The sequence below is a fragment of the Leifsonia sp. EB34 genome (genome assembly GCF_041260585.1).
In the GTDB taxonomy this organism is placed as follows: domain Bacteria; phylum Actinomycetota; class Actinomycetes; order Actinomycetales; family Microbacteriaceae; genus Leifsonia.
Genome location: NZ_JBGCCV010000001.1, coordinates 1572130 through 1592761, shown reverse-complemented (window position 1 = coordinate 1592761; position 20632 = coordinate 1572130). Strand labels below are relative to the sequence as shown.

Sequence of the window (20632 nt, the reverse complement as noted above, 5' to 3'; positions counted from 1 at the left end):
GGGACCGGCCTTCTGTGTCCCCCCTGGACAGTTCCCCCGGGATTTCCCCCTCTGGCGGCCGTGGTCTCACGCTAGGCCGCCCGTGGGGTCGCGGCATCAGGGCCACCACGGATATCGGCACCCGTGGTGGCCCTGAGCGGAATGGGGGTCGACGGCCCGGTTCACAGCTCGGTGAGCACCTCGCTGATGCGCGTCACGGACTCCTCGATGAGCGCGACCGCTGCCTGACCGTCCCGGCGCGCGGTGGCCTCGCGGAGCTCGCGGGCGAAGCGATCGAGAGCGAGCGGGTCGAGGCGGCCGTGCAGCTTGCGGCCGAGCCGCCGGACCTGGGGAAGCACGTTGCCGAGCGCCCGGATACGGACCTCGTTGTCCTCGATCCGCGCGAACGCGATCACGAGCTGTGCGAAGACGGTGACGAACCGGGCGGTGTCGTCGCTCGTCGCCGCGGCCGAGAGCTCGCACTGGAGGTCGGCGATCAGGTCGTCGTCCTCGGCCTCCCAGAACGGGAGCCCGCGCAGCGCCGCGCCGGACCACAGGTCGCCGGCGACCTGAACCGACTCCAGCACGCCGCGGATGTCGAACTGGGCCACGCGCGTGTAGCGGTTGCGCTCCATCTCGATCAAGCCCTGTTCGGCGAGGCGGTCGAGGGCGTGGCGGATGGGGGTGCGGGAGATCCCCAGCCATTCGACGAGGTCGGCGTCGCGCAGGCGTTCGCCCGGCTCGAGGGTGCCGTCCATGATGGCGGCTTCGATGCGCACGTAGGCCTCTTCGGAGAGGGAGATCCGGGCGACGTGATCGGTGGGCATGGGCATGGGCGGGTGCTCCTGGGTTGTGGGTAGTGGGTTTGGGGGGTGGAACGAACAGTTTGCTCTGGTCAGATGCCTACTGGTAAACTATAAATATACCAGAGCAAAACCAAGTTCACGAAACGAGCCCCCCATGACCCTCGAAGAACTCCGCGCCCGCTTTCCCTCGCTCGCGGCAGACCGACGCCTCCTCCGCAACGATGTCTACGAGGTGCTCCTCGCCGGCATCCTCATCGGCGACCTCGCACCGGGCGAGCGCCTCAAAGACGGGGAGCTCACCGAAGCCCTCCGCGTCTCGCGCACACCCGTGCGTGAGGCGATCGGCCGATTGCAGCAGGTCGGGCTGATCCGCACGGCCCCCAACCGATATACGCAGGTGTCGCCCCTCGAGTTGCGCGAGATCGTGGATGTTCTCGGCGTGCTCCGACTCCTGCTGCCCCCGGCGATCCGCCATGCCCTCCGCGGCCTGGATGTGGACACGGAGCTGGAGCTCACGGTCGTGGCCGAACGGCTCGAACGCGAGGCCGACGGCGGTGCGACCGACGCCACGCCCATCGACGCGTTCGCGCGTACGGCCGCAGCCATCCTGGCCGTGATCCCCGACCGTGTGCTGGCGGAGTCGATCGAGAACCTCATTCCGCGCTTCGTCCGCTTCGTGACGCTGTCGGACGACGGCGCGGCGGCGGTCTCGCGCGAGCGGGTGCTGGACTTCGTCCGGGCGGTGGTCCAGGGCGACGAGAGGGCGGTGACCGTCCTCGACGAGACCCTGCTCGAACTCTCGGAGGTGCTCAGCCCGCGCGTCGGCGGAGCCGGCTGAGCACGGCCGCCGGGAACACCAGCAGCAGGAGCACCAGCACCAGCAGGATCCCGGCGCCCGCGACGATCGCCGCCGTGAGGCCCAGAGTCACGTCGAAGACGAAGAAGACCACGCCGGAGGTCAGCAGGGCCACCAGGCCCAGGTTGATCTTCAGCAGCCGGTTGGCGATGGAGACGGACTGCGTCTTCTCGTGGTGCCGGAAGAGCTGGCGGTGCAGCGCGACCGGGGCGAGCCCCAGCGCTGTGCTGCCCGCGGCGAGCAGGACGAGGACCAGGTAGAAGCCCACCTGGAACGCGTCCAGCGTGCCGAAGCGCGCCTGGAACGCGATCGCGAGCAGGAAGCCGCTGATGAGCTGGGTGCCCGTCTGGGTCACCCGGAGCTCCTGCAGGATCTCGTTCCAGTTGCGGTCGGCGCGCTGGGTCGCGGACTCCGGGCGCCCGTCGTCCGGGTCGATGTCGTCCGTGTCCGGTGTCTGTGGCCCCGGTGTCTGTTGCCCCGGCGTCTGCGTCATCGGTGCCCCGGCGTCTGCGTCATCGCCCCATCGTCGTCCGGGGAGGGGAGGCGCGCAACGGGTTGACGCCCTGCGCTGCCAACGCCGCGCGGTAGAACCGTACGAGTTCGGCCGCGCTGGGCCGCTTCGCCGCCATGGTCGCCGTGTCCGACCTCCGGGCGGCCATGTGGTGCCGCCACGACTCGGCGGCGCAGCGGTGGTCCCAGGCGACCGCGGCCGCGGCCTCCAGCGTGCGGCACCAGCCGATCAGCTCCCGGCCCTCGGAGCTCGGCGCCCACGTGACGACCCGGTACCAGACGTCCGGCCGGTTGAGGTCGCCGAACGCGAACCGCCGGACGACCGCGTACGGCGTTCCGAGGGCGCCCTGGCTCAGCACCCATTCCGTGGGCTGCGCGTTCGCCACGGGATGCCAGGATACGGTCACGTCAGAACGTTAGAGACGGCCGCCGACACCGATCAGGTCAGGAGCCGGATGAGCGCCGCGACCACGGCGGCGGCAGGCACCACGACGATGAACGGCACGCGCAGCGCGTACAGCCCGGCGGCGATGGCGACCGCCGGGAGCCGCGCGTCCAGGTGCAGCGACTGCCCGGCGCCGAAGGTCTGCACGCAGATCAGAGCGGCGAGCAGCGCAGCGGTCAGGAGGTCGCTCGTGCGCGCGACGACGGGGTGGTCGAGCGCCCTGGGCGGGACGAGCCAGCCCGCGGCCTTCAGCGCGAGCACGGCGATCGAGCCGAGCAGGATGATGTTCCAGATCGTCACGGCTCGACCTCCCGCTCCATCGGGATCGGGTCGGGGTGCGGCCGGTCGTCGCCGCGGCCGAACAGGTTGAGGACACCGAACACGATCGCGACGACCGCCGCCGCGAGCACCGGCAGACCCGGCATGAGGACGGGTGTCAGCAGCGTCGCGACGAACCCGGCCGCGACGGCGACCGCCTGGGTCTGGCGCGCCTTCAGCCGCGGCCAGAGCAGCCCGAGGAAGGCCGCGGCCGCAGCCGCGTCGAGACCGTACGCCTTCACATCGCCGATCAGGTTGCCGAGGAGTGCCCCGGCGAGCGTCATCAGGTTCCAGCCGAGGTAGACGACGAGGCCGGTCGTCCAGAACCCGATGCGCTGTGCCCGCGGCTCGGTCTGGGCGGTGGCGACGGCCGTGGACTCGTCGATCGTGAGCTGGGTGGCCGCGGAGCGCCGCCAGAACCCCGGGCCGATGATGCGCGAAAGGCGCAGCGCGTAGAAGGAGTTGCGCACGCCGAGCAGGGCGGCGGAGGCGATGGCCGTGCCGCCCGCGGCGACGCCGCCGGAGGCGAGCACGCCGATGAGGGCGAACTGCGAGCCGCCGCTGAACATCACGAGGCTGAGGACGCAGGCCTGCCAGACGTCGAGGCCGGACGCGGTCGCGAGCGCGCCGAACGAGATCCCGTACAGCGCCGTCGCGACGCCGACCGCCCAGCCGGAGCGGGCGGCGGCGCGCTCCTGCGCGCTGCGGGGGATGCGTGCCATCCTGTCGGGGCCAGCGGGCCGGGGGCTACTCGGCGGCGCCGGCGCCCGGCCGGAACAGCCGGGCCACGACGTCTTCCGCGGTCGTGTCGCCGAGCGTCCAGGGCTGGAAGATGACGCGGTAGACGATCGGGGCGATGACGACGTCCATCACATCGTCTTCGGTCACCGAGGTCTCCGGGTGACGTGCCAGCAGCATCCCGGCCTCCGTGCGCCGGTTTCGGAGGCAGTCGGAGGTCCGCTCGCCCGCCGCGCTCGCACCGCCGCGCAGGAGGGCGGCGTTCACCGGCTTGCGGAAGTGGGCGACGATCCCGCGCGCCCAGTCGGTGAGGTCGTCGCGCAGGTCGCCGCGGTCGGCGAGCGGCCGCTCGGGGTCGAGGTGGTACGTGGCGATGTCGTTGATGAGGGTCGGGAGGTCGCCCCAGCGCCGGTAGATGCTGGTCGGGTTGACGCCCGCGCGCTCGGCGATCATCGGGACGGTGACGCGCTCGGGCCCCTTCTCGCGGACGAGCTCCTCGACGGCGGTGCGCACGCTGTGGATGACCGCGGCGCTGCGTCCGCCCGTCCGCTTCGACGGTGTGGTCGTAGTCATGGGAATAGCTTAAAGCAAAAATCGTTGCTTTTTATCAGATCCCGCTCTATAGTCCGATAAAGCAATCAGCTTTGCTTTTAGGAGGCCGAGATGTCCACTTCAGGGGAGAGCTGCCCGACCCTCGCCCGACCGGCGGTCGCGACCGGCCCGGTCGCCGTGAACGAGCCCCGGCAGCGTTCACTGCGGCGTTCGCTGCGACTCCGTCCGACTACTGCCTTCGCCGGCACCGCCCTGGCGTTCGTCGCCGTGGCGCTCGCCGTCGGGGCGCCCAGCCCGCTGTTCGTCCTGTACCAGCGGGAGTGGGGCTTCCCGTCGTGGCTGCTGACGGTCGCCTTCGCGATCTACGCGGTGACGCTGCTGATCACGCTGCTCGTCGCGGGTTCGCTGTCCGACCACATCGGGCGCCGTCCCGTGCTGGTCGGCGCGCTCGCGCTCCAGGTGGCGGCGATGCTCCTGTTCCTGTTCTCGAAAGACATCGGCTCGATCATCGCCGCCCGCTCGGTGCAGGGCGTCGCCACCGGGGCGGCGATGAGCACCTTCACCGCCTCCCTGGTCGAACTGGCGCCCGAGCGGCAGAAGAAGCTCGGCGCGACCATCGGCTCGACGGCTCCCGTCGGCGGGATCGCGCTGGGCGCGTTCTTCACCGGGCTGGCCGTTCAGTTCACGGCCCAGCCGACGACGCTCGTCTTCGTCACGCTGGCGCTGCTGTTCGTCGCGGGCATCCTCGTCGTGCTCGCGTCGCCGGAGACCGTCGCGGCCCGTCCGGGAGCGCTGCGCTCGCTGACGCCGCGGCTGTTCATCCCGCGTGCGGCGCGGGGCGAGTTCGTCGGTGCGCTGCCGCTGTTCCTGGCGACGTGGATGCTCGCCGGGCTGTTCATCGGGCTGTCGCCGTCGATCCTGCACGGCGTCTTCCACCTGGACTCCGGCCTCCTGAACGGCGCCATCGTCGCCGTGCCGCCGGCGGTCGGAGCCGTCGCCGGGCTGCTGCTGACCCGCGCACCGGCGCGGACCACGACCGTCTGGGCGATGGCGGCGATCATGGCCGGGATCGCGCTGACCGCCCTCGGGATCGGCACCGCGCTCCTGCCGGTGCTGTTCGCCGGCGCGGTGGTCGCGGGAGGCGGTTTCGGGGCCGGGTTCTCGGCGATGCTGCGGATCATCGCCCCGCTCGCGCCGAACGACCAGCGCGCGGAGCTCTTCGCCGGGGTGTTCCTGGTGAGCTACCTGGCCTACGGAGTCCCGGCGCTCGCCGCGGGAAAGCTGATCGGCGTCGTCGGTCTGCTGCCCACCGCGCTCGGCTACGCGGCGGCCATCGCCGTCGCCGCCGCGGTGGCGATGGTCGTGCAGACCGTGCGACTGGCGCGCGGCGTGCGCGCAGAGGCGGCGGCCGCCGCGGAGGCCGCCCTCACGCCACGTCGATGAGCACCTTTCCCACGACGCCGTCCTTCACGGCGTCGTGGGCGGCGGCCGTCTCCGCCAGCGGGAAGCGCGTGATCGGGAGGCCGTGCTCGGCACCCACCGGCAGCGCGCCCGCCGCCACGGCCGCCGACACCGCCCGCACCGCGGCCGCCTTGGCCTCCGGCGCGACCGTGTAGGTGAGCACGAACTGCCAGCGCAGGTTCTTCTGCATCGACGGGCGGATCGGCATCGTCACCTCGGTCGATCCCGGAGCGTCGGCGTAGACCGAGATCGTGGCGCCCCGGGCGGTGACCTTCGTGTCGAGCTCGGCGTTGGCGCTGGCGTTGACCTCCACGACGATGTCGACCCCGCGCGGCGCGAGCGCGCCGATCGCCTCGGCCGTGTCCGGTTCGCGGTAGTTGACGACGTGGTGCGCCCCCGCGGCCCGCGCGAGCTCGGCCTTCTCGTGGGTGCTGACCGTCGCGATCACCGTGGCGCCCGCCCACACGGCGAGCTGGATGGCCGCGTGGCCGACCGCTCCCGCGCCGCCCGCGACGAGCACCGTGCGGCCTTCGAGCGACCCGGGCGAGAGCTCGGGCGCCGCCCCTTCGTAGGCGGTGAGCGCGCGGTGCGCCGTCAGCGCGGGAATGCCGAGCGAGGCGCCGACGTCGAAGCTCACCCCATCCGGCAGCGGTACGACGAGCTTCTCCGGGACGACGACCCACTCCTGGGCCGTGCCGTCCGGGCGCTGGTAGGCGGCGTCCCACACCCAGACCCGGTCGCCCGGGCGCACAGTGGTGACGCCGGCGCCGACCTCGTCGACCACTCCGGCGCCGTCCTGGTTCGGGACCTGCGGCCGGGGGAGGTCCGACGGGCCGCTGCCCTGGCGGGCCTTCCAGTCGGTCGGGTTGACGCCGGAGACGTGGATGCGGACGCGCACCTCGCCGTCGCCGGGGTGCGGCTCGGGGCGCTCGCCGTAGACGAGAACGTCGGAGTCGCCGGTCCTGGTGTAGCTGACAGCCTTCATGGCTCAAGCCAACCACGGGAGAAGGGCCGCCGTCAGCCCGCGGAGCAGGCTCCCGAACTGGTCGGCGCCGAGCCGACCGTGCCGAGCACCGGACGGAGCTCGTCCAGGGTGAGCGCGTAGCCGGTCTGCGGGTCGATCGTGGAGCGGGCGAAGACGACACCGGCGACGTCGCCCGCGGTGTCGAGCAGCGGGCCGCCGGAGTTGCCCGGGCGGATCGTGCCGCGCAGCGAGTAGATCTGCCGCTCCACCGAGCCGGTCTGGTAGATGTCCGTCCCGCGGGCGGTGAGCCGGTCGCGGACGCGCTGCGGGGTGATGGTGAACGGGCCGTCGCCGGGATAGCCGGCGGCGTACGCCTGGTCGCCCGCGCCCAGGTCGTGCCCGAGGTGCAGCGCGGGCGCCTGCAGGTCGGTGACGGCGAGCACGGCCAGGTCGCGCTCCGGGTCGAACGCCACGAGCGTGGCCCTGTCGACGGTCGTGCCGCCGGACTCCCGCACGACGATCGAGGAGGCGCCAGCGACGACGTGCGCGTTGGTGACGACGCGGCCCGGTTGGACCACCCAGCCGCTGCCCTCGGAGTCCACGCCGCAGGCCGGCTTGGACGCCAGCACGGTGACGGTGGACTGCTGCGCCTGGGCGACGGCGGCGGGGACGTTCGGGTCGGGAGCGCCGATGGTCTTGATGGACTCGCCGCCCTCGAAGACCTTCGGAAGGCCCGCGCCGGCGAGGGCGTCGTCCACCGCCCCGAGCACGGTCGAGGACGGGACCGGCGCGATGCTGTTCAGGGTGGAGACGACCTGCGAGGAGTTCGCGGCCTGCACGACGGTCGCGAGGCTGGTGGCCATCGCGAAGCCGGCGACGAGCCAGACGACGACGGCCCAGGTGACGAAGCCGAGCACGGCCCCGATCAGCGAGTCCAGCCACTTGATCGGGCCGTGGCGGAGCACCTTGCCGATCACCGCCGCCGCCGCGGTGGCCAGCGCGTAGACGATGCCCGCGCACACGACCAGCACCACAGCGGCCACGATCGAGCGCTGGCTGACGCCCGTCAACCCGGAGCCGGCCATCCAGTTGACCACCATCGGCGCCAGGAAGAGGCCGAGCGACAGTCCGACGGCGAGACCGATCAGCGCGCCGGCGGCACGGATCGCGCCATTGCTCCAGCCCGCCGTCATCGCCACGACGGCGAGCACCAGCAGCACGACGTCGACCACGATCTCCACGGCTCACACGATGCCCCACCAGGCTGGACGCGGGCTGGGGTACAGATGTACGGAACCGGAAACCCGCCGCCGCGTGGGTATATTACGAAGGAATCGCCGGGGTGCCCGTACCGGTGTGGAGGAGGAAGCCGTGCCGAAGGGAGCGAACCTCCCGGCGATCGCCGCGTTCAACGAGACCGTGGTGCTGGACGCCGTGCGGCGGTCCGGTGGCGGCCTCAGCCGCGTCGAGCTCACGACGGTCACGGGCCTCTCCGCGCAGACCGTGACGAACGTCACCAGGCGCCTGCTCCACCAGGGGCTGATCCGGGAGGCCGGCAAGCAGAGCGAGGGCAGCCCAGGCAAGCCGCGCACCCTGCTGCGGCTCGACCCCGCAGGCGCGTACGCGGTCGGCGTCCACCTCGACCCCACGGTCATCACGTGCGTGCTGCTCGACCTGGAGGGCGACGTGGTCGAGCACCTGCGCCGGCCGTCACCTCCGGACGGCGACGCGAAGGCGACGCTTGCCGTCATCCTGGACGCCATCCGCGTTCTGCTCTCGACGCCGGGCGTGGACGCGTCGCGGGTGATCGGCGTGGGCGTCGCCGCGCCGGGACCCATCGACGCGGACACCGGCGTCGTCGTGCGGCCGCCGCTCATCCCGGGCTGGAACGACTTCCACCTGCGCGACGAGCTCACCGCCGCGACGGGCCTCCCCTCGCTGGTCGCGAAGGACGTGATCAGCGCCGCCGTGGCCGAGCGCTGGCACGACCCGGCAGGAGCCAGCAAGGACTACGCGTTCATCTACTACGGCACCGGCGCCGGCATCGGCCTCGTGCTGGGCGGCGAGGTCTACACCGGCTCCACGGAGAACGCGGGCGACGCCGGCCACGTGCTGGTCGACCCGGGAGGCGCGCTGTGCGCGTGCGGCCGGCGCGGCTGCTGGGGCGAGTCGGTACGACCGCACCGACTGGTGATGCAGGGCCTGTGGGCGGGCGTCCTGCCCGCGCCGGCGGGCGCCTCTGTCGTCGACGGCGTGGACCTGGACCTCGACGTGGAGACAGTGGACGCGCTCTTCACGCTTCTGACGGAGGCCGCCGACGCCGGCGACGACCGCGCCGCCGCGATCATCGACCACTCCATCCGCAACACGGCGTACTACGTGTCCAACCTCACCGCCCTCCTCGACCTCGACCGGGTCGTGTTCGGCGGCCCGTCCTGGTCGAGGGTCGAGCGCCGCTACCTGGCGCAGCTCGCCGACCGGCTGGCGGAGATCGACATGGGGATCCTGACCCACCCGGTGCTGCTCGAGGGCACCGCGGTGGGAGAGGACGTGGCGGCGGTGGGGGCGGCGTGCCTGGTGTTGAACGAGACGTTCTCGCCGCGGGTGGGGCGGGGGTGAGGGAACTCCGCCCCACCCGGGGGCGCCTCAGCCGCGGGTCACCTTGTTGACGTTGATCGTGGAGGTGAGGGTCACACTCTGGCCGCCCGCGACGTAGACCCCGGTGTTGCCGTACCAGAAGGTCGTGAGGAACGAACCTGCCTGGACCCGGCTGACGCCAGGGCAATTCGTCGCGAGCGACCCGGTGCCCTCGAAACCGGCGGGTGACTTGCCGCCGTTCAACCATGCGCACGCCGATGTCGTCGTGCATCCCGCGTAGAGCTGCGCCAGGAACGGCGTGATCGTCAGGGGCTTCACCTTGGCCGCGAGGTACTCCTCCGCGATGGGGTCGTAGAGGATGTCCGCCGGCTTGCCGGACTCGACGATCGCCTGAACCTCGGCGGGCGTCTGCGTCTGGGCAAGTGCCTCGAGTTGCCGCGTCGTCGTGTCATCCGACGTGACCGGTGCCCCCTCGCCGAGCGCTCGAAGGCTTCCTTCGTCCGCCTGGGCGGGAAGAGCGAAGGACATCAGGAGCGCGCCTGCTCCTATCGCCGACGCCAATACGGTCCTGATCTTCATGGAGTGATTCCCTTGCTTCCTTGCGAAACGACCACTGAATCGTGGGTGTTCGGGGATCGTCTCACCGGCTGCGGGTGAGAAACAAGAGTAAGCCAGGTTTCTATTCTAGAACTTTAAGTATTGCATCGACGCCTCATGCGCGTCCGACGGCGTTGCCGCCACCCCCACCCGAGGGCAGACCCCCGATTTCCCGCGCACTCTTTACTTATAAATCAATTTGATTTATAAATTACGAAGAGTCCGCGGCATGGGAGCCGAAGGACCCCAATGCAAAGGAGCATCGATGAAGCGAAGCAGGGTTGTGGTCGCAGCAGTCGCCGCCGCCGCGCTCGTCGCACTGGCGGGCTGTTCGTCGTCGTCCGGGGGCGGTGACAGCAAGACCGTCAAGGTCGCCTTCCAGGATTTCGGGTCGGACATCATGGCCAACTTCATGAAGAAGGCCAAGGCCGACTTCGAGAAGGCCAATCCCGGCACCAAGGTCGACCTGATGCCCATCAAGGCCGCCGAGAACGACTACTACACCAAGCTCGCGCTGATGAACCGGGCCGCCACCACCGCGCCCGACGTCATGAGCGAGGACACCTTCCTGATCCGCGCCGACGCGCAGGCGGGCTACCTCGCGCCGCTCGACTCCTACGTCTCGAAGTGGTCGGACTGGTCCAACTTCTTCGACAACGCCAAGGACGCCGGCAAGGGCGACGACGGCAAGGTGTACGGCATCCCCACCGGGACCGACACCCGCGGGCTCTGGTACAACAAGCAGATCTTCGCCAAGGCCGGCATCCCCACGCCGTGGCAGCCGAAGAACTGGGCGGACGTCATCAGCGCGGCCAAGAAGATCAAGGCCGCCGACCCCGGCGTCATCCCGCTCAACATCTTCTCCGGCAAGGCCGCCGGTGAGGCCAGCTCGATGCAGGGCTTCGAGATGCTCCTGTACGGTGCGAGCGCGAAGGGGCTCTACGACGACTCGAACTCCAAGTGGATCACCGGGTCGAAGGCGTTCACCGACTCGCTCGACGTGATCAAGGAGGTCTACCAGGGCGGCCTCGGCCCGAGCCCGGAGATCACCAGCGACACCAACTACCAGAACACCGTCAACAACGAGCTGGTGCCGCAGGGCAAGCTGGCGATCAACCTCGACGGCTCCTGGGCCTCCAACGCGTGGCTGCCCACCGGCGCCACCCCCTGGGCCGACTGGGACAAGGTGATGGGCACCGCCAAGATGCCGACGCAGAACGGCGGCGCGCCCGGCTCGGTCAGCCTCTCCGGCGGCTGGACGTTCTCGATGGGCTCCAAGAGCTCGGCGAAGGACACGGCGTGGAAGTTCATCACCTTCGTGACGGACAAGCAGCGCTCGCTCGAGTACAACATCAACACGGCCGGCATCCCGGTCCGCAAGGACGTCGCGAACGACGAGAAGTACAAGACGTCCAACCCGACGTCGGAGTTCTTCTCCTCGCTGGTCGCTGTCACCAAGTTCCGCCCGGCCACCCCGGACTACCCGAAGATCTCCAACGGCATCCAGGTGGCGATGGAGTCGGTGATGACCGGGCAGGCCACTCCGGCACAGGCCGCCAAGACCTACGACGACTCGGTCGTGGGGATCGTCGGCAAGGGCAAGACGGAATCCAAGTAACGTGACCTCCACCCTGGATGCCGTCGGCTCCGACGCGCGCGGCCGGACCACCCCGGTCCGGCCGCCGCGCGGGCCGAAGACACGTTCGCGCGCACACGCTCGGCGCTCACTCGCCCGGGCCGTCCCCCTCATCCCGGCCATCGGCCTGCTGGTCGTGTTCCTGGTCGGGCCGATCCTGTCGTCGTTCTACGGCTCCTTCACGAACATGTCGCTCACCGGCTCCGCCGCAGCGTCCGCGGAGTGGGTGGGCCTCCAGAACTACATCGACCTGTTCAACAGCCCGGACTTCCCGGTGTCGGTGTGGCTGACGCTGGTGTTCCTGATCGGCTCGGCGGTCATCGGCCAGAACATCGTCGGCATGGTGCTGGCCCTGCTGATGCGCGGCGGCAGCCGCTGGGTCGGCGCCCTGGTCTCCACCTTCGTGGTCGGCGCGTGGGTGCTGCCGGAGATCGTGGCGGCGTTCGCGTCGTACGCGTTCTTCAGCCAGCACGGCACGCTCAACGCGATCCTCGCCGGCTTCGGCATCACCGGGCCGTCCTGGCTGTTCGCGTTCCCGATGCTGTCGATCATCCTCGCCAACACCTGGCGCGGCGCGGCCTTCTCGATGCTGGTCTACTCGGCCGCGCTGCAGGAGGTTCCGCCGGAGATCACAGAGGCGGCGGAGGTCGACGGCGCCAACGGGGCCAAGCGCTTCTTCCTGGTGACGCTGCCGATGATCCGGCGCAGCATCTCCACCAACCTCATGCTCATCACGCTGCAGACGCTCTCGGTCTTCACGCTCATCTACGTGATGACCGGCGGCGGCCCGGGCAACAAGAGCATGACCCTGCCGGTGCTGGCCTACCAGGAGGCGTTCAAGTTCTCCGAGCTCGGCTACGGCACCGCGATCGCGACGATCCTGCTGCTCGTCGGGGCGGTCTTCGCGATCGTCTACGTGCGGGCGCTCAAGACGGAGGTGGACTGATGAAGCTCTCGTCGCCCAACGGCATCGCCCTCAAGTGGACGGCCAACATCCTGCTGCTGCTCATCGGTGCGGTCTTCGTGCTGCCGCTGGTGTGGGTGGTGCTGGCCTCCTTCGACGGCAGCGCGACACTCTCGGTCGCCTGGCCGGCGCAGTGGACGCTGGAGAACTTCCAGAAGGTGCTCACGCCCGAGCTGGCCTTCCTGCCGCTGTGGAACAGCCTCCTGCTGTCCGCCGGGTGCGCCGTCCTCACCGTGATCGTCGCGGTGCTGGCCGCCTACCCGCTGTCGCGGTACCGCAACCGGTTCAACCGGCCGTTCCTCTACGCCATCCTGTTCGGGACCTGCCTGCCGATCACCGCGATGATGGTGCCGGTCTACAGCCTGTTCGTGTCGCTCAACCTGATCGACTCGCTCGGTGGGACGATCCTGTTCATGGCGGCGTCATCGCTCCCCATGGCGATCTGGATGACGAAGAACTTCGTCGACTCGGTGCCGATCTCCCTGGAGGAGGCGGCCTGGGTCGATGGAGCGTCCAGCATGAAGACCCTGTGGACCGTCGTCGTCCCGCTCGTGCGGCCGGGGATCGCCGTGGTGTTCATCTACGTGTTCGTCGCCGCGTGGGGCAACTTCTTCGTCCCGTTCGTGCTGCTGCTCAGCCCCGGCAACCAGCCGGCTGCCGTGAGCATCTTCACGTTCTTCGGGCAGTACGGCGCGGTCGCCTACGGCCAGCTCGCCGCCTACTCGCTCATCTACTCCGTGCCCGTCATCGCGCTCTACGTGATCGTGTCCCGTGCGCTGGGCGGTTCGTCCGCGCTCGCCGGGGCCGTCAAGGGCTAGCCGTACCTCTTATATAGAAGGAGTCCTCCTTGTACCAGCAGAACCAGCTCGCCGAGTTGCGGGTCGACCGTTTCGTCCGCGAGCGCCTGACGCCCGCCCTCGAGCGGGCATCCGTCCCGGTGACCGTGGCGGCGTGGGCGGTGCCGGACGAGCCGGTGCCGTTCGCGCAGGCGGTGCAGGGCGACTTCGAGCCCTTCGCCGTCGGGAGGCCGTGGGGGCGGCCGTGGGGCACGGTCTGGTTCCGCGTGACCGGGACGGTCCCGGCCGAGTGGGAGGCCTCCGCCGACGAGGTGGAGCTGGTCGTGGACCTCGGGTTCACGGCCGGCCAGGTCGGCTTCCAGGCGGAGGGCCTGGTCTGGGCGACCGACGGCACGATCGTGAAGGCGCTGGAGCCGCTGAACAACTACGTGCGGCTGCAGACGGCGCCGGGGGAGTCCTTCGAGCTGTTCGTGGAGGCGGCCTCCAACCCGGACGTGGGGTCGGACTGGTCGTTCCGGCCGACGCCGGTCGGCCGTAAGTCGACCGCGTCGCCGGACCCCATCTACACGCTGCGGCGCGTGGACGTCGTCCACCGCGACCGCGAGGTGTGGGAGCTGATCCAGGACATCTTCACGGTCCGCACGCTCGCGGCCGAGCTCCCCGCGACCTCCCCGCGACGGGCGGCGCTCTTCGCAGCGCTGGAGGACGCGGTGACGGCGGTCGACCCGTTCGACGTCGGCGCGACCGCCACGGCCGGTCGCGCCGCGCTTGCCGACGTGCTGGCCTCGCCAGCGGCGGCGACCGCGCATCGGGTGTTCGCCGTCGGCCATGCGCACATCGACTCCGCCTGGCTGTGGCCGGTGCGCGAGACGATCCGCAAGTGCGCGCGCACGTTCTCCAACGTCCTCGACCTCATGGACCAGGACCCGGACTTCGTGTTCGCCTGCTCGTCGGCGCAGCAGTTCGAATGGATGCAGCGCTTCTATCCCGAACTGTTCGAGCGCATCCGCGTGCGGGTCGCCGAGGGCCGGTTCGTGCCGGTCGGCGGGATGTGGGTGGAGTCGGACACCAACCTGCCCGGCTCGGAGGCGATGGCCCGCCAGTTCGTGGAGGGCAAGCGGTTCTTCCGGGAGGAACTCGGCTACGAGCCGCGCGAGGTCTGGCTGCCCGACTCGTTCGGCTACTCGGGCGCGCTCCCGCAGATCGCGCGCGAGGCCGGGATGGACCACTTCCTCACCCAGAAGATCTCGTGGAACGAGACCAACCGGTTCCCGCACCACACCTTCGAGTGGGAGGGCATCGACGGTACGCGCATCTTCACGCACTTCCCGCCGGTCGACACCTACAACTCCATCCTCTCCGGGGGTGAGCTGGCGCACGCCGAGCAGAACTTCGCGGACAAGGGCCGGGCGAACACCTCCCTCGTACCGTTCGGCTTCGGCGACGGCGGCGGCGGCCCGACCCGCGAGATGGTCGCGGCGGCCGCCCGCACGGCCGACCTGGAAGGGTCCCCGACCGTCCGCGTCGCGGCGCCGTCCGCGTTCTTCGCCGCGGCGCGCGCCGAGTTCGACCCGGCGCCGGTGTGGGCGGGCGAGCTCTACCTGGAGTTCCACCGCGGCACCTACACATCGCAGGCGCGCACCAAGCAGGGCAACCGCCGCAGCGAGGCGCTGCTGCACGAGGCGGAGCTCTGGGCGGCCACGGCGACCGTGCGGACGGGCGCGGCCTACCCGGCGGAGGAGCTGCGCGCGGCCTGGCGGACGGTGCTGCTGCAGCAGTTCCACGACATCCTGCCCGGCTCGTCCATCGGGTGGGTGCACGACCAGGCGGTCGAGAACTACGCCCTGGTGGCGCGCAGCCTGGAGGACGTGATCGGGCGGTCGCTGGCGGCGCTCGCCGCTGACGAGACGGCCGACACCACCACGGCCGGCGCGGTCGCGAACGCCTCGCCCTACCCCGTGGACGGGATCGCCCCCGGCGGCGCCGGCGTCCCGGCGCGCGGCTCCGACGCCCGCCTCGAGCGCGACGGCGACGGCTTCCGGCTGGTCAACGACCGCATCGCGGTCACCGTCGACGCCGAGGGCCTCATCCCCTCGATCGTGGAGGTCGCGAGCGGCCGGGAGGTCGTGCCCGCGGGCACGCGTGCCAACCTCCTCCAGCTCTTCCGGGACACCCCGACGCAGTGGGACGCCTGGGACGTCGACATCGAGTACCGGCTCGCGGGGGAGGACCTGACGGCCGTGGAGTCCCTCGAGGTCGCCGCCGAGACGCCCGAGGCGGTGTCGCTGCGTCTGGTCCGCCGGTTCGGCGCCTCCACGGTGACGCAGACGCTGACCCTCGCCGCCGGCTCGCCCGCACTCGACATCGAGACGCACGTCGACTGGCACGAGCGCCAGCGGATGCTGAAGCTCGGCTTCCCGGTCGACGTGCACACCGCGTCGGCCCGGTCGGAGATCCAGTTCGGCCACATCGACCGGCCGACGCACACCAACACGAGCTGGGACCTCGCCCGGTTCGAGACCAGCGCGCACCGCTGGGTGCATGTGGCCGAGCCCGGCTTCGGCGTCGGCGTCGCCAACGACGCGACCTACGGCCACGACATCACCCGCCACGAGCGGGCCGGTGGGGGGACCTACTCACTGGTCCGACAGTCCCTGCTGCGCGCGCCGCTCTTCCCGGACCCGGAGGCCGACCAGGGCGAACACACGCTGCGCAGTTCGATCGTGGTCGGCGGTGTGGACGCGGCGATCGAGGCGGGCTACCGGCTCAACCTCCCGCTGCGCCCGGCGGAGGCCGCGGTCGAGCCGCTCGTCGCCTCCTCGTCGGCCGCGGTCGTGGTCGAGACGGTGAAGCTCGCCGAGGACGGCACCGGCGATGTGGTCGTGCGGCTCTACGAGGCGCACGGTTCGCGGGCCGCGACCACGCTCGCGGTCGGCTTCCCGTACGAGCGCGTCGAGCGCACCGACCTCCTGGAGCGCCCGACCGGCGACGCCGAGACGACACTCGCGCTGCGCCCCTTCGAACTCGTCACGCTGCGGTTCGTCCGCGGCTGACCCAGACCGCCCGCCCCGGGCCGCGCGAACCCCGGGGCGGGCAACATTCCATACCGGCCCGTCGCGCAGGCGGGCCGGCGTCGGCGCGCGCCCGGTGTCCGCATCGGGGGGGTCGCACGTCCCGAACTGGGGGCGTGCGACCCTGCCGAAGCATTCCTTGCTCCCGGTTAGTCTTTCCCACGTGGTGGTCGGTATGTGGCGCAGGCGGGTCCTCGTGGTCGAGGACCACGCCCTGATGCGCGCGCTCGTGGCCGACGCCTTCGCGCAGCGCGGGTTCGAGATCAACGCGGCGTCCTCCGCGGTCGAGGCGCTGCGGCTCGTGGCCGCCACCGACCCCGACCTGCTCGTCACGGACATCGACCTCGGCTCCCGGCCCAACGGGGTGGAGCTGGCGACGATCGTCCGGCAGCGTGCCCCGCACGTCGCGGTGATGTTCCTGAGCAACCTGTCGCGGGAGGCCGCCGCCGCCCAGGCCCGCGACGCCGTCGAGGGGGCCTCGTTTGTCAACAAGGGTGCGATCGGCTCGGTCGAGGAGCTGGTCGACGCGGCCGAGGCCGTCCTCGCCGACCGCCCGGTCGAGCACCTGACCGGAACGACCGGCTCGCAGGGCGCCCTGCTCGCGCTCAGCCCGGCCCAGCGCGAGACCACCCGGCTGCTCGCCGCGGGTCTGACGAACGCGGAGATCGCGCGGCGACGCGGCGTCTCGGTGCGGGCGGTCGAGAAGAGCGTGGAGCGCGTCTTCCACGCGCTCGGCCTCGCCCAGGAGGGCATCGCCCCGCGCGTGGCGGCCGCGACCCTCTACACGGCGACCTACGGCGACCCGGGGTCGGGATTGTGAAGCCCTCCGCCCTGTCCCGGATCCGGCGCATCGTCGCGCAGGCCACCGGCCGTCACGCCATCACCCGGTGGACGTGGCTGATCACGATCCCGGCGGCGCTGACCGTGATGTCGGGTCTCCAGTACGTCACCGGGGGCCTCTGGGCGATCCTCGCGGTCGCCTCCGTGACACACCTGGTGATGGGCGTCCTCCTTCTCGTCGGCTGGGCGCTGCTCCGGGTCGCGCCGGCGCCGGCACGGGCGGCGACGGCGATCGCCGTGTTCGCCGTCATCGGCGTCCTCCGTCCTGTCGTCTTCCTCGCCACGGGACGGGTGCTGGGCATTCCCGTCTCGGCCGGCGACCTCGGCGGCCGGATGATGATCAACCTGGTGACGAGCGTCGCCGTGTTCGCGCTCATCGCGATCGGCGTGGAGCTCGTCGAAGACCATCTCGCCGTCTATCGACGGTTGCGTGCGGCGCAGGAGGCGTCCGCTCGCGACGCGGTGCTGGCGGCCGACCGTGCGCGCGGCCTCCGGGACTCCGCCCTGGACGCCGTCTCCGCGGGACTGGAACGAGCGAGCGCCGCGGCCGAGAGCCACGGAGTCCGTCCCGCCGACGCGGCGAGACTGCTCCGCGAGGTGGCGGAGCAGGTCGTGCGCCCCGCCAGTCACCGCGTCTTCGACACGGACGCTCCCACCGGTGAGGCGGTCATGGCCTGCCCTGTGCGCCGGCGCGACTGGCTCGCAGCCGTGCTCGGGGGGATGCAGGCGGCCCCTCCGCTGCTGCTCGCCGTGCTCTTCGCGGTGATGGTGCTCCCGTTCGGCATCTGGCAGTACGGTCTGCTGCTGTGCCTCCTCCCGCTGGCGTGCGGCCTCCTCGTGCTGTGGGGCGCGAACGCACTGCTGAGGGTCGTCGTGGCCGGCATTTCACCGGTGCTGCGCCCGGCAACCCTCTTCGTCGGTTACGCCGCGATCGGTGTGCTGCTCTCGGTGACGAGTGAGGTCACGGTCCGTCTGATGGGCCTCGACCCCGAACTGGTCTGGTTCGAGGCCGGCACGTACTGGCTGGTCGGCCTCGGCGTCGCGTTCGTCGCCTCGCTCGCGGCCCAGGTGCGCCGGGATCAGAGCGAGCTCGAGGAGGCCGTCCAGGACAACATCCACGCGGCCGCCGCCATCCGGAGCGCCTTCGAGCGGGAGCGGGCCGCGCTCGCGAGACTGCTGCACTCGGGCGTGCAGTCCGAGCTCATCGCCTCCGCCCTCGCCCTGTCGGCGGGGCCGTCGGCGGATGCCTCGGCCGAGCTGCGCAGGGTGGTGTCGAGCATCCGCGCCGAGCTGAGCGGGCCGCGAGCGGAGCCGGACGCCGCCGAGCGGATCGCCGCGCTGGTCGAGAGCTGGGGGTGCGCCATCCCGCTGCGCTCGTCGTTCTGCGACGGCGTCTGGGAGCGCCTGCGCGAGCCCGTGCGCGCCGCGGCGGTGATCGACGCGATCTCGGAGGGGCTCGCGAACGCGGTGCGCCACGGAGACGGGTCGGAGGTCACGCTCGCGGTGCTCGCAGCGCCCGGCGACGGCGTCTCGGTCGTGATCGGCTCCGGTGGGGTGCTGTCCGCTGCCGTACCCGGGATCGGGCTCCGCCAGCTCGCCGAGCGCGGAGAGGTCGCGCTGCGCGAGGTCGCCGGGCGCGTCGAGCTCGCGGTGGCCATTCCGTAGCGTCCGCCGGGACGCCGGACGCCCGTCGTAGCAGCCGTACCCGGCACCGCCTGAGTGGACTCGAAGGGTTACCGTCGGGGGAACGGAACCCGCATCCGAGAGGCGACCCGCATCCGAGTGGCGACCCGCATCCGAGTGGCGACCCGCATTCGAGTGGCGTCAGGGCCGGGGTGTTTCCGCGCGACCCGAACGCGCGGAATGCGCCCCGTCCCCGGCATTCCGCACGATTCGCCGGAGAGCGTGCGTCATCCGCCTGATCGTCTCGCCGCCGGCCCTTTGCCCGATTTTGAGCGATCTATTCGTCTGCATTGATAGAACGTCCAGCGGAAATTTGATAAGAATAGTCGGGTACGCCTGAACGCGTCGTCCCCCCGCGACGCTCGGACCAGACCGTCCCAGGCGAAGTCAGATCGTCCCCGGTTCGTCCCAGGAAGGCCAGCTTGCCCGAGTCCTCTGCCCCTTTGCGGCCTCGCCGCGACTCTCAGGGACCCGTCGTACTCGACGTGGAAGAGCAGACGCAGGCGGTCGCCGACCCCATCGCGGACTTCACCCGCGCTGAGTCGCTGACCCCGCCGGCGCACGTCGTCCCGGCGGCGGCCGCCGCACCGGCGCCGCTGAGCCGCCGCGCCGCGCTGGAGGCCGAGCGTGCTCAGGCGCGCCGCACGCGCACGGAGAAGCCGCGGTCGGCGCAGGTCGCCGCCGTTGCACCGAAGGCCGTCGCGCCCGCGGCGAAGGCCGTCGCACCCGCGCCGCAGGCCGCTGTGCCGATGCCGCGGGCCGCTGGTGAGGACGACCTGGCATCGCTGTTCGCCGAGCGCGTCGTGGCCGAGACCTCGGCCCCCCGGAACACCGACGCGGCGCCGCACACTGCTCCGCGGAAGCGGAAGCGCGTCGTCCGCGAGCGCGTCGTCGTCAAGCCGACCCGCCCGTCCCGCGCCGAACGTCGCGCCGCCGCCCAGCAGTCGGCCGCCGCCGCGCAGGTCTCCGCCGGCCCGTCGATCGCCGACCCCACGAACCCGCGCCACCCGCGCGCCGGCATCTACCGCAAGCTGCACACCGAGGGTCGCCACCGTCGCGGCTTCCACCTCTTCGTGCTCGTCGCGCTGACCGCGTTCTTCGGCACCGCCTCGCTCCCGGCCTACGCGACGACGGGCGAGGCCTCCGTCGGCGGCGCCGCGCGCACCGCCCTCGCCGTGCAGACCCTGACCGGAGGCGACGCCACCGCGCAGGTCGTCTCCCGCGACGGCCTCGGCATCGCCGAGAGCCCGCAGATGCTCGACGCCACCACCAACAGCAGTGTGTCGCCCACCGTGCAGGCCCTGGCCGTGCAGCTCATGGGCGCCGTCGCCGCCGGCCGCCTCGTCGGCTCCACCCCGAACCACATCCCCGAGATCGCGAACCTCGCCGAAGGCAAGGTCGTCCCCAACTGCGGCGTCGACTACCGCGTCCTCCAGGCCATCTCGGTCGCGCTGGACAACTTCAGCCAGGTCGGCATCAGCGACATCAACCGCAAGTGCACGGGCCAGATCGAGGGCGCCGGCGTCGACTCCGCGCACTACGCGGACGGCGGCGGCCACGCGGTCGACTTCTTCCTCCTCAACGGCTCGGCGCTGACCGGCGGCGACGCCAAGTCGCTCCAGCTCATCCGCCTCCTCGACCCGCTGGTCCCGAAGGGCTCCGGCCTGGGCCAGTCGGAGTGCCGCAGCTCGATCAGCGTGCAGAACTTCGCGCCGTTCGACGACACCTGCAACCACCTCCACATCGACTTCCTGAAGTCCCAGGGGGCGACGCTCAAGTACGGGTGAGCCGCGCGTGGCCGCGCCGCCGAAGCGACG

19 protein-coding genes are annotated in these 20632 nt (G+C 71.3%); 10 read left to right on the top strand and 9 right to left on the bottom strand.

What is annotated here, in order from left to right; all coding sequences use genetic code 11:
- Window positions 1-161 precede the first annotated feature (161 nt).
- On the bottom strand, window positions 162-812 hold the full coding sequence (locus ABIA36_RS07655) for a GntR family transcriptional regulator (protein WP_369961692.1): 651 nt from the start codon (window positions 810-812) through the stop codon (window positions 162-164).
- 127 nt (window positions 813-939) lie between these two features.
- On the opposite strand from ABIA36_RS07655, the gene ABIA36_RS07650 reads away from it, so the two are divergent.
- Window positions 940-1623 (top strand): GntR family transcriptional regulator, encoded by a 684-nt coding sequence (locus ABIA36_RS07650; protein WP_369961691.1) that lies wholly within the window; start codon window positions 940-942, stop codon window positions 1621-1623.
- Here ABIA36_RS07650 and ABIA36_RS07645 read toward each other — a convergent pair.
- Genes ABIA36_RS07645 through ABIA36_RS07625 form a run of 5 tightly spaced genes read right to left on the bottom strand, consistent with a single transcriptional unit; the run spans window position 1595 to window position 4225 of the window.
- Window positions 1595-2134 (bottom strand): DUF6328 family protein, encoded by a 540-nt coding sequence (locus ABIA36_RS07645; RefSeq protein ID WP_369961690.1) that lies wholly within the window; start codon window positions 2132-2134, stop codon window positions 1595-1597. The two genes, ABIA36_RS07650 and ABIA36_RS07645, sit on opposite strands and share 29 nt — an antisense overlap.
- 19 nt (window positions 2135-2153) lie before the next feature.
- A complete protein-coding gene (locus ABIA36_RS07640) occupies window positions 2154-2558 on the bottom strand; it encodes a hypothetical protein (protein ID WP_369961689.1) in 405 nt (134 codons plus the stop codon).
- 32 nt (window positions 2559-2590) lie between these two features.
- On the bottom strand, window positions 2591-2896 hold the full coding sequence (locus ABIA36_RS07635) for an AzlD domain-containing protein (RefSeq protein WP_369961688.1): 306 nt from the start codon (window positions 2894-2896) through the stop codon (window positions 2591-2593).
- Complete coding sequence (locus tag ABIA36_RS07630) at window positions 2893-3636, bottom strand: AzlC family ABC transporter permease (RefSeq protein WP_369961687.1); 744 nt, start codon at window positions 3634-3636, stop codon at window positions 2893-2895. Before ABIA36_RS07630 ends, ABIA36_RS07635 begins: the two co-directional genes overlap by 4 nt.
- Window positions 3637-3661: 25 nt before the next feature.
- The gene (locus tag ABIA36_RS07625; RefSeq protein WP_369961686.1) at window positions 3662-4225 is read right to left on the bottom strand and encodes a TetR/AcrR family transcriptional regulator; all 564 of its coding nucleotides are present in this window, start codon (window positions 4223-4225) and stop codon (window positions 3662-3664) included.
- Window positions 4226-4315: 90 nt separating this feature from the next.
- Here ABIA36_RS07625 and ABIA36_RS07620 point away from each other — a divergent pair, with 90 nt between their 5' ends.
- Window positions 4316-5647, top strand: a complete 1332-nt coding sequence (locus ABIA36_RS07620) for an MFS transporter (RefSeq protein ID WP_369961685.1) — start codon at window positions 4316-4318, stop codon at window positions 5645-5647.
- On the opposite strand, the gene ABIA36_RS07615 is transcribed toward ABIA36_RS07620, so the two are convergent.
- Together ABIA36_RS07615 and ABIA36_RS07610 are read right to left on the bottom strand one after the other, a co-directional pair.
- Window positions 5631-6650, bottom strand: coding sequence for an NADPH:quinone reductase (locus ABIA36_RS07615; protein WP_369961684.1), 1020 nt, complete (start codon window positions 6648-6650; stop codon window positions 5631-5633). The two genes, ABIA36_RS07620 and ABIA36_RS07615, sit on opposite strands and share 17 nt — an antisense overlap.
- A 32-nt stretch (window positions 6651-6682) precedes the next feature.
- Window positions 6683-7870 carry a MarP family serine protease gene (locus ABIA36_RS07610; RefSeq protein ID WP_369961683.1) on the bottom strand — a complete coding sequence of 396 codons (1188 nt, stop codon included), beginning with the start codon at window positions 7868-7870 and terminating at the stop codon, window positions 6683-6685.
- Window positions 7871-8000: 130 nt separating this feature from the next.
- Here ABIA36_RS07610 and ABIA36_RS07605 point away from each other — a divergent pair, with 130 nt between their 5' ends.
- Window positions 8001-9248: an ROK family protein gene (locus ABIA36_RS07605; protein WP_369961682.1), complete on the top strand. Its 1248-nt coding sequence runs from the start codon at window positions 8001-8003 to the stop codon at window positions 9246-9248.
- A gap of 27 nt (window positions 9249-9275) precedes the next feature.
- Here the strand turns inward: ABIA36_RS07605 and ABIA36_RS07600 are convergent, their stop codons facing one another.
- Window positions 9276-9806, bottom strand: coding sequence for a hypothetical protein (locus ABIA36_RS07600; protein WP_369961681.1), 531 nt, complete (start codon window positions 9804-9806; stop codon window positions 9276-9278).
- Between the two features lie 283 nt (window positions 9807-10089).
- On the opposite strand from ABIA36_RS07600, the gene ABIA36_RS07595 reads away from it, so the two are divergent.
- The 7 genes from ABIA36_RS07595 to ABIA36_RS07565 all read left to right on the top strand — a co-directional run bounded on the left by ABIA36_RS07595 (window position 10090) and on the right by ABIA36_RS07565 (window position 20602).
- Window positions 10090-11442 carry an extracellular solute-binding protein gene (locus ABIA36_RS07595; RefSeq protein ID WP_369961680.1) on the top strand — a complete coding sequence of 451 codons (1353 nt, stop codon included), beginning with the start codon at window positions 10090-10092 and terminating at the stop codon, window positions 11440-11442.
- Window position 11443: 1 nt separating this feature from the next.
- Entirely contained in the window at window positions 11444-12406 is a 963-nt protein-coding gene (locus tag ABIA36_RS07590; protein WP_369961679.1) for a carbohydrate ABC transporter permease, read from the top strand.
- Complete coding sequence (locus ABIA36_RS07585) at window positions 12406-13242, top strand: carbohydrate ABC transporter permease (protein ID WP_369961678.1); 837 nt, start codon at window positions 12406-12408, stop codon at window positions 13240-13242. Before ABIA36_RS07590 ends, ABIA36_RS07585 begins: the two co-directional genes overlap by 1 nt.
- 29 nt (window positions 13243-13271) lie before the next feature.
- Window positions 13272-16274 (top strand): alpha-mannosidase, encoded by a 3003-nt coding sequence (locus ABIA36_RS07580; protein WP_369961677.1) that lies wholly within the window; start codon window positions 13272-13274, stop codon window positions 16272-16274.
- A 181-nt stretch (window positions 16275-16455) separates the two neighbouring features.
- Entirely contained in the window at window positions 16456-17112 is a 657-nt protein-coding gene (locus ABIA36_RS07575) for a response regulator (RefSeq protein WP_369961676.1), read from the top strand.
- Complete coding sequence (locus ABIA36_RS07570; protein WP_369961675.1) at window positions 17109-18797, top strand: hypothetical protein; 1689 nt, start codon at window positions 17109-17111, stop codon at window positions 18795-18797. Before ABIA36_RS07575 ends, ABIA36_RS07570 begins: the two co-directional genes overlap by 4 nt.
- 503 nt (window positions 18798-19300) lie before the next feature.
- Window positions 19301-20602 (top strand): hypothetical protein, encoded by a 1302-nt coding sequence (locus tag ABIA36_RS07565; protein WP_369961674.1) that lies wholly within the window; start codon window positions 19301-19303, stop codon window positions 20600-20602.
- Window positions 20603-20632 lie beyond the last annotated feature (30 nt).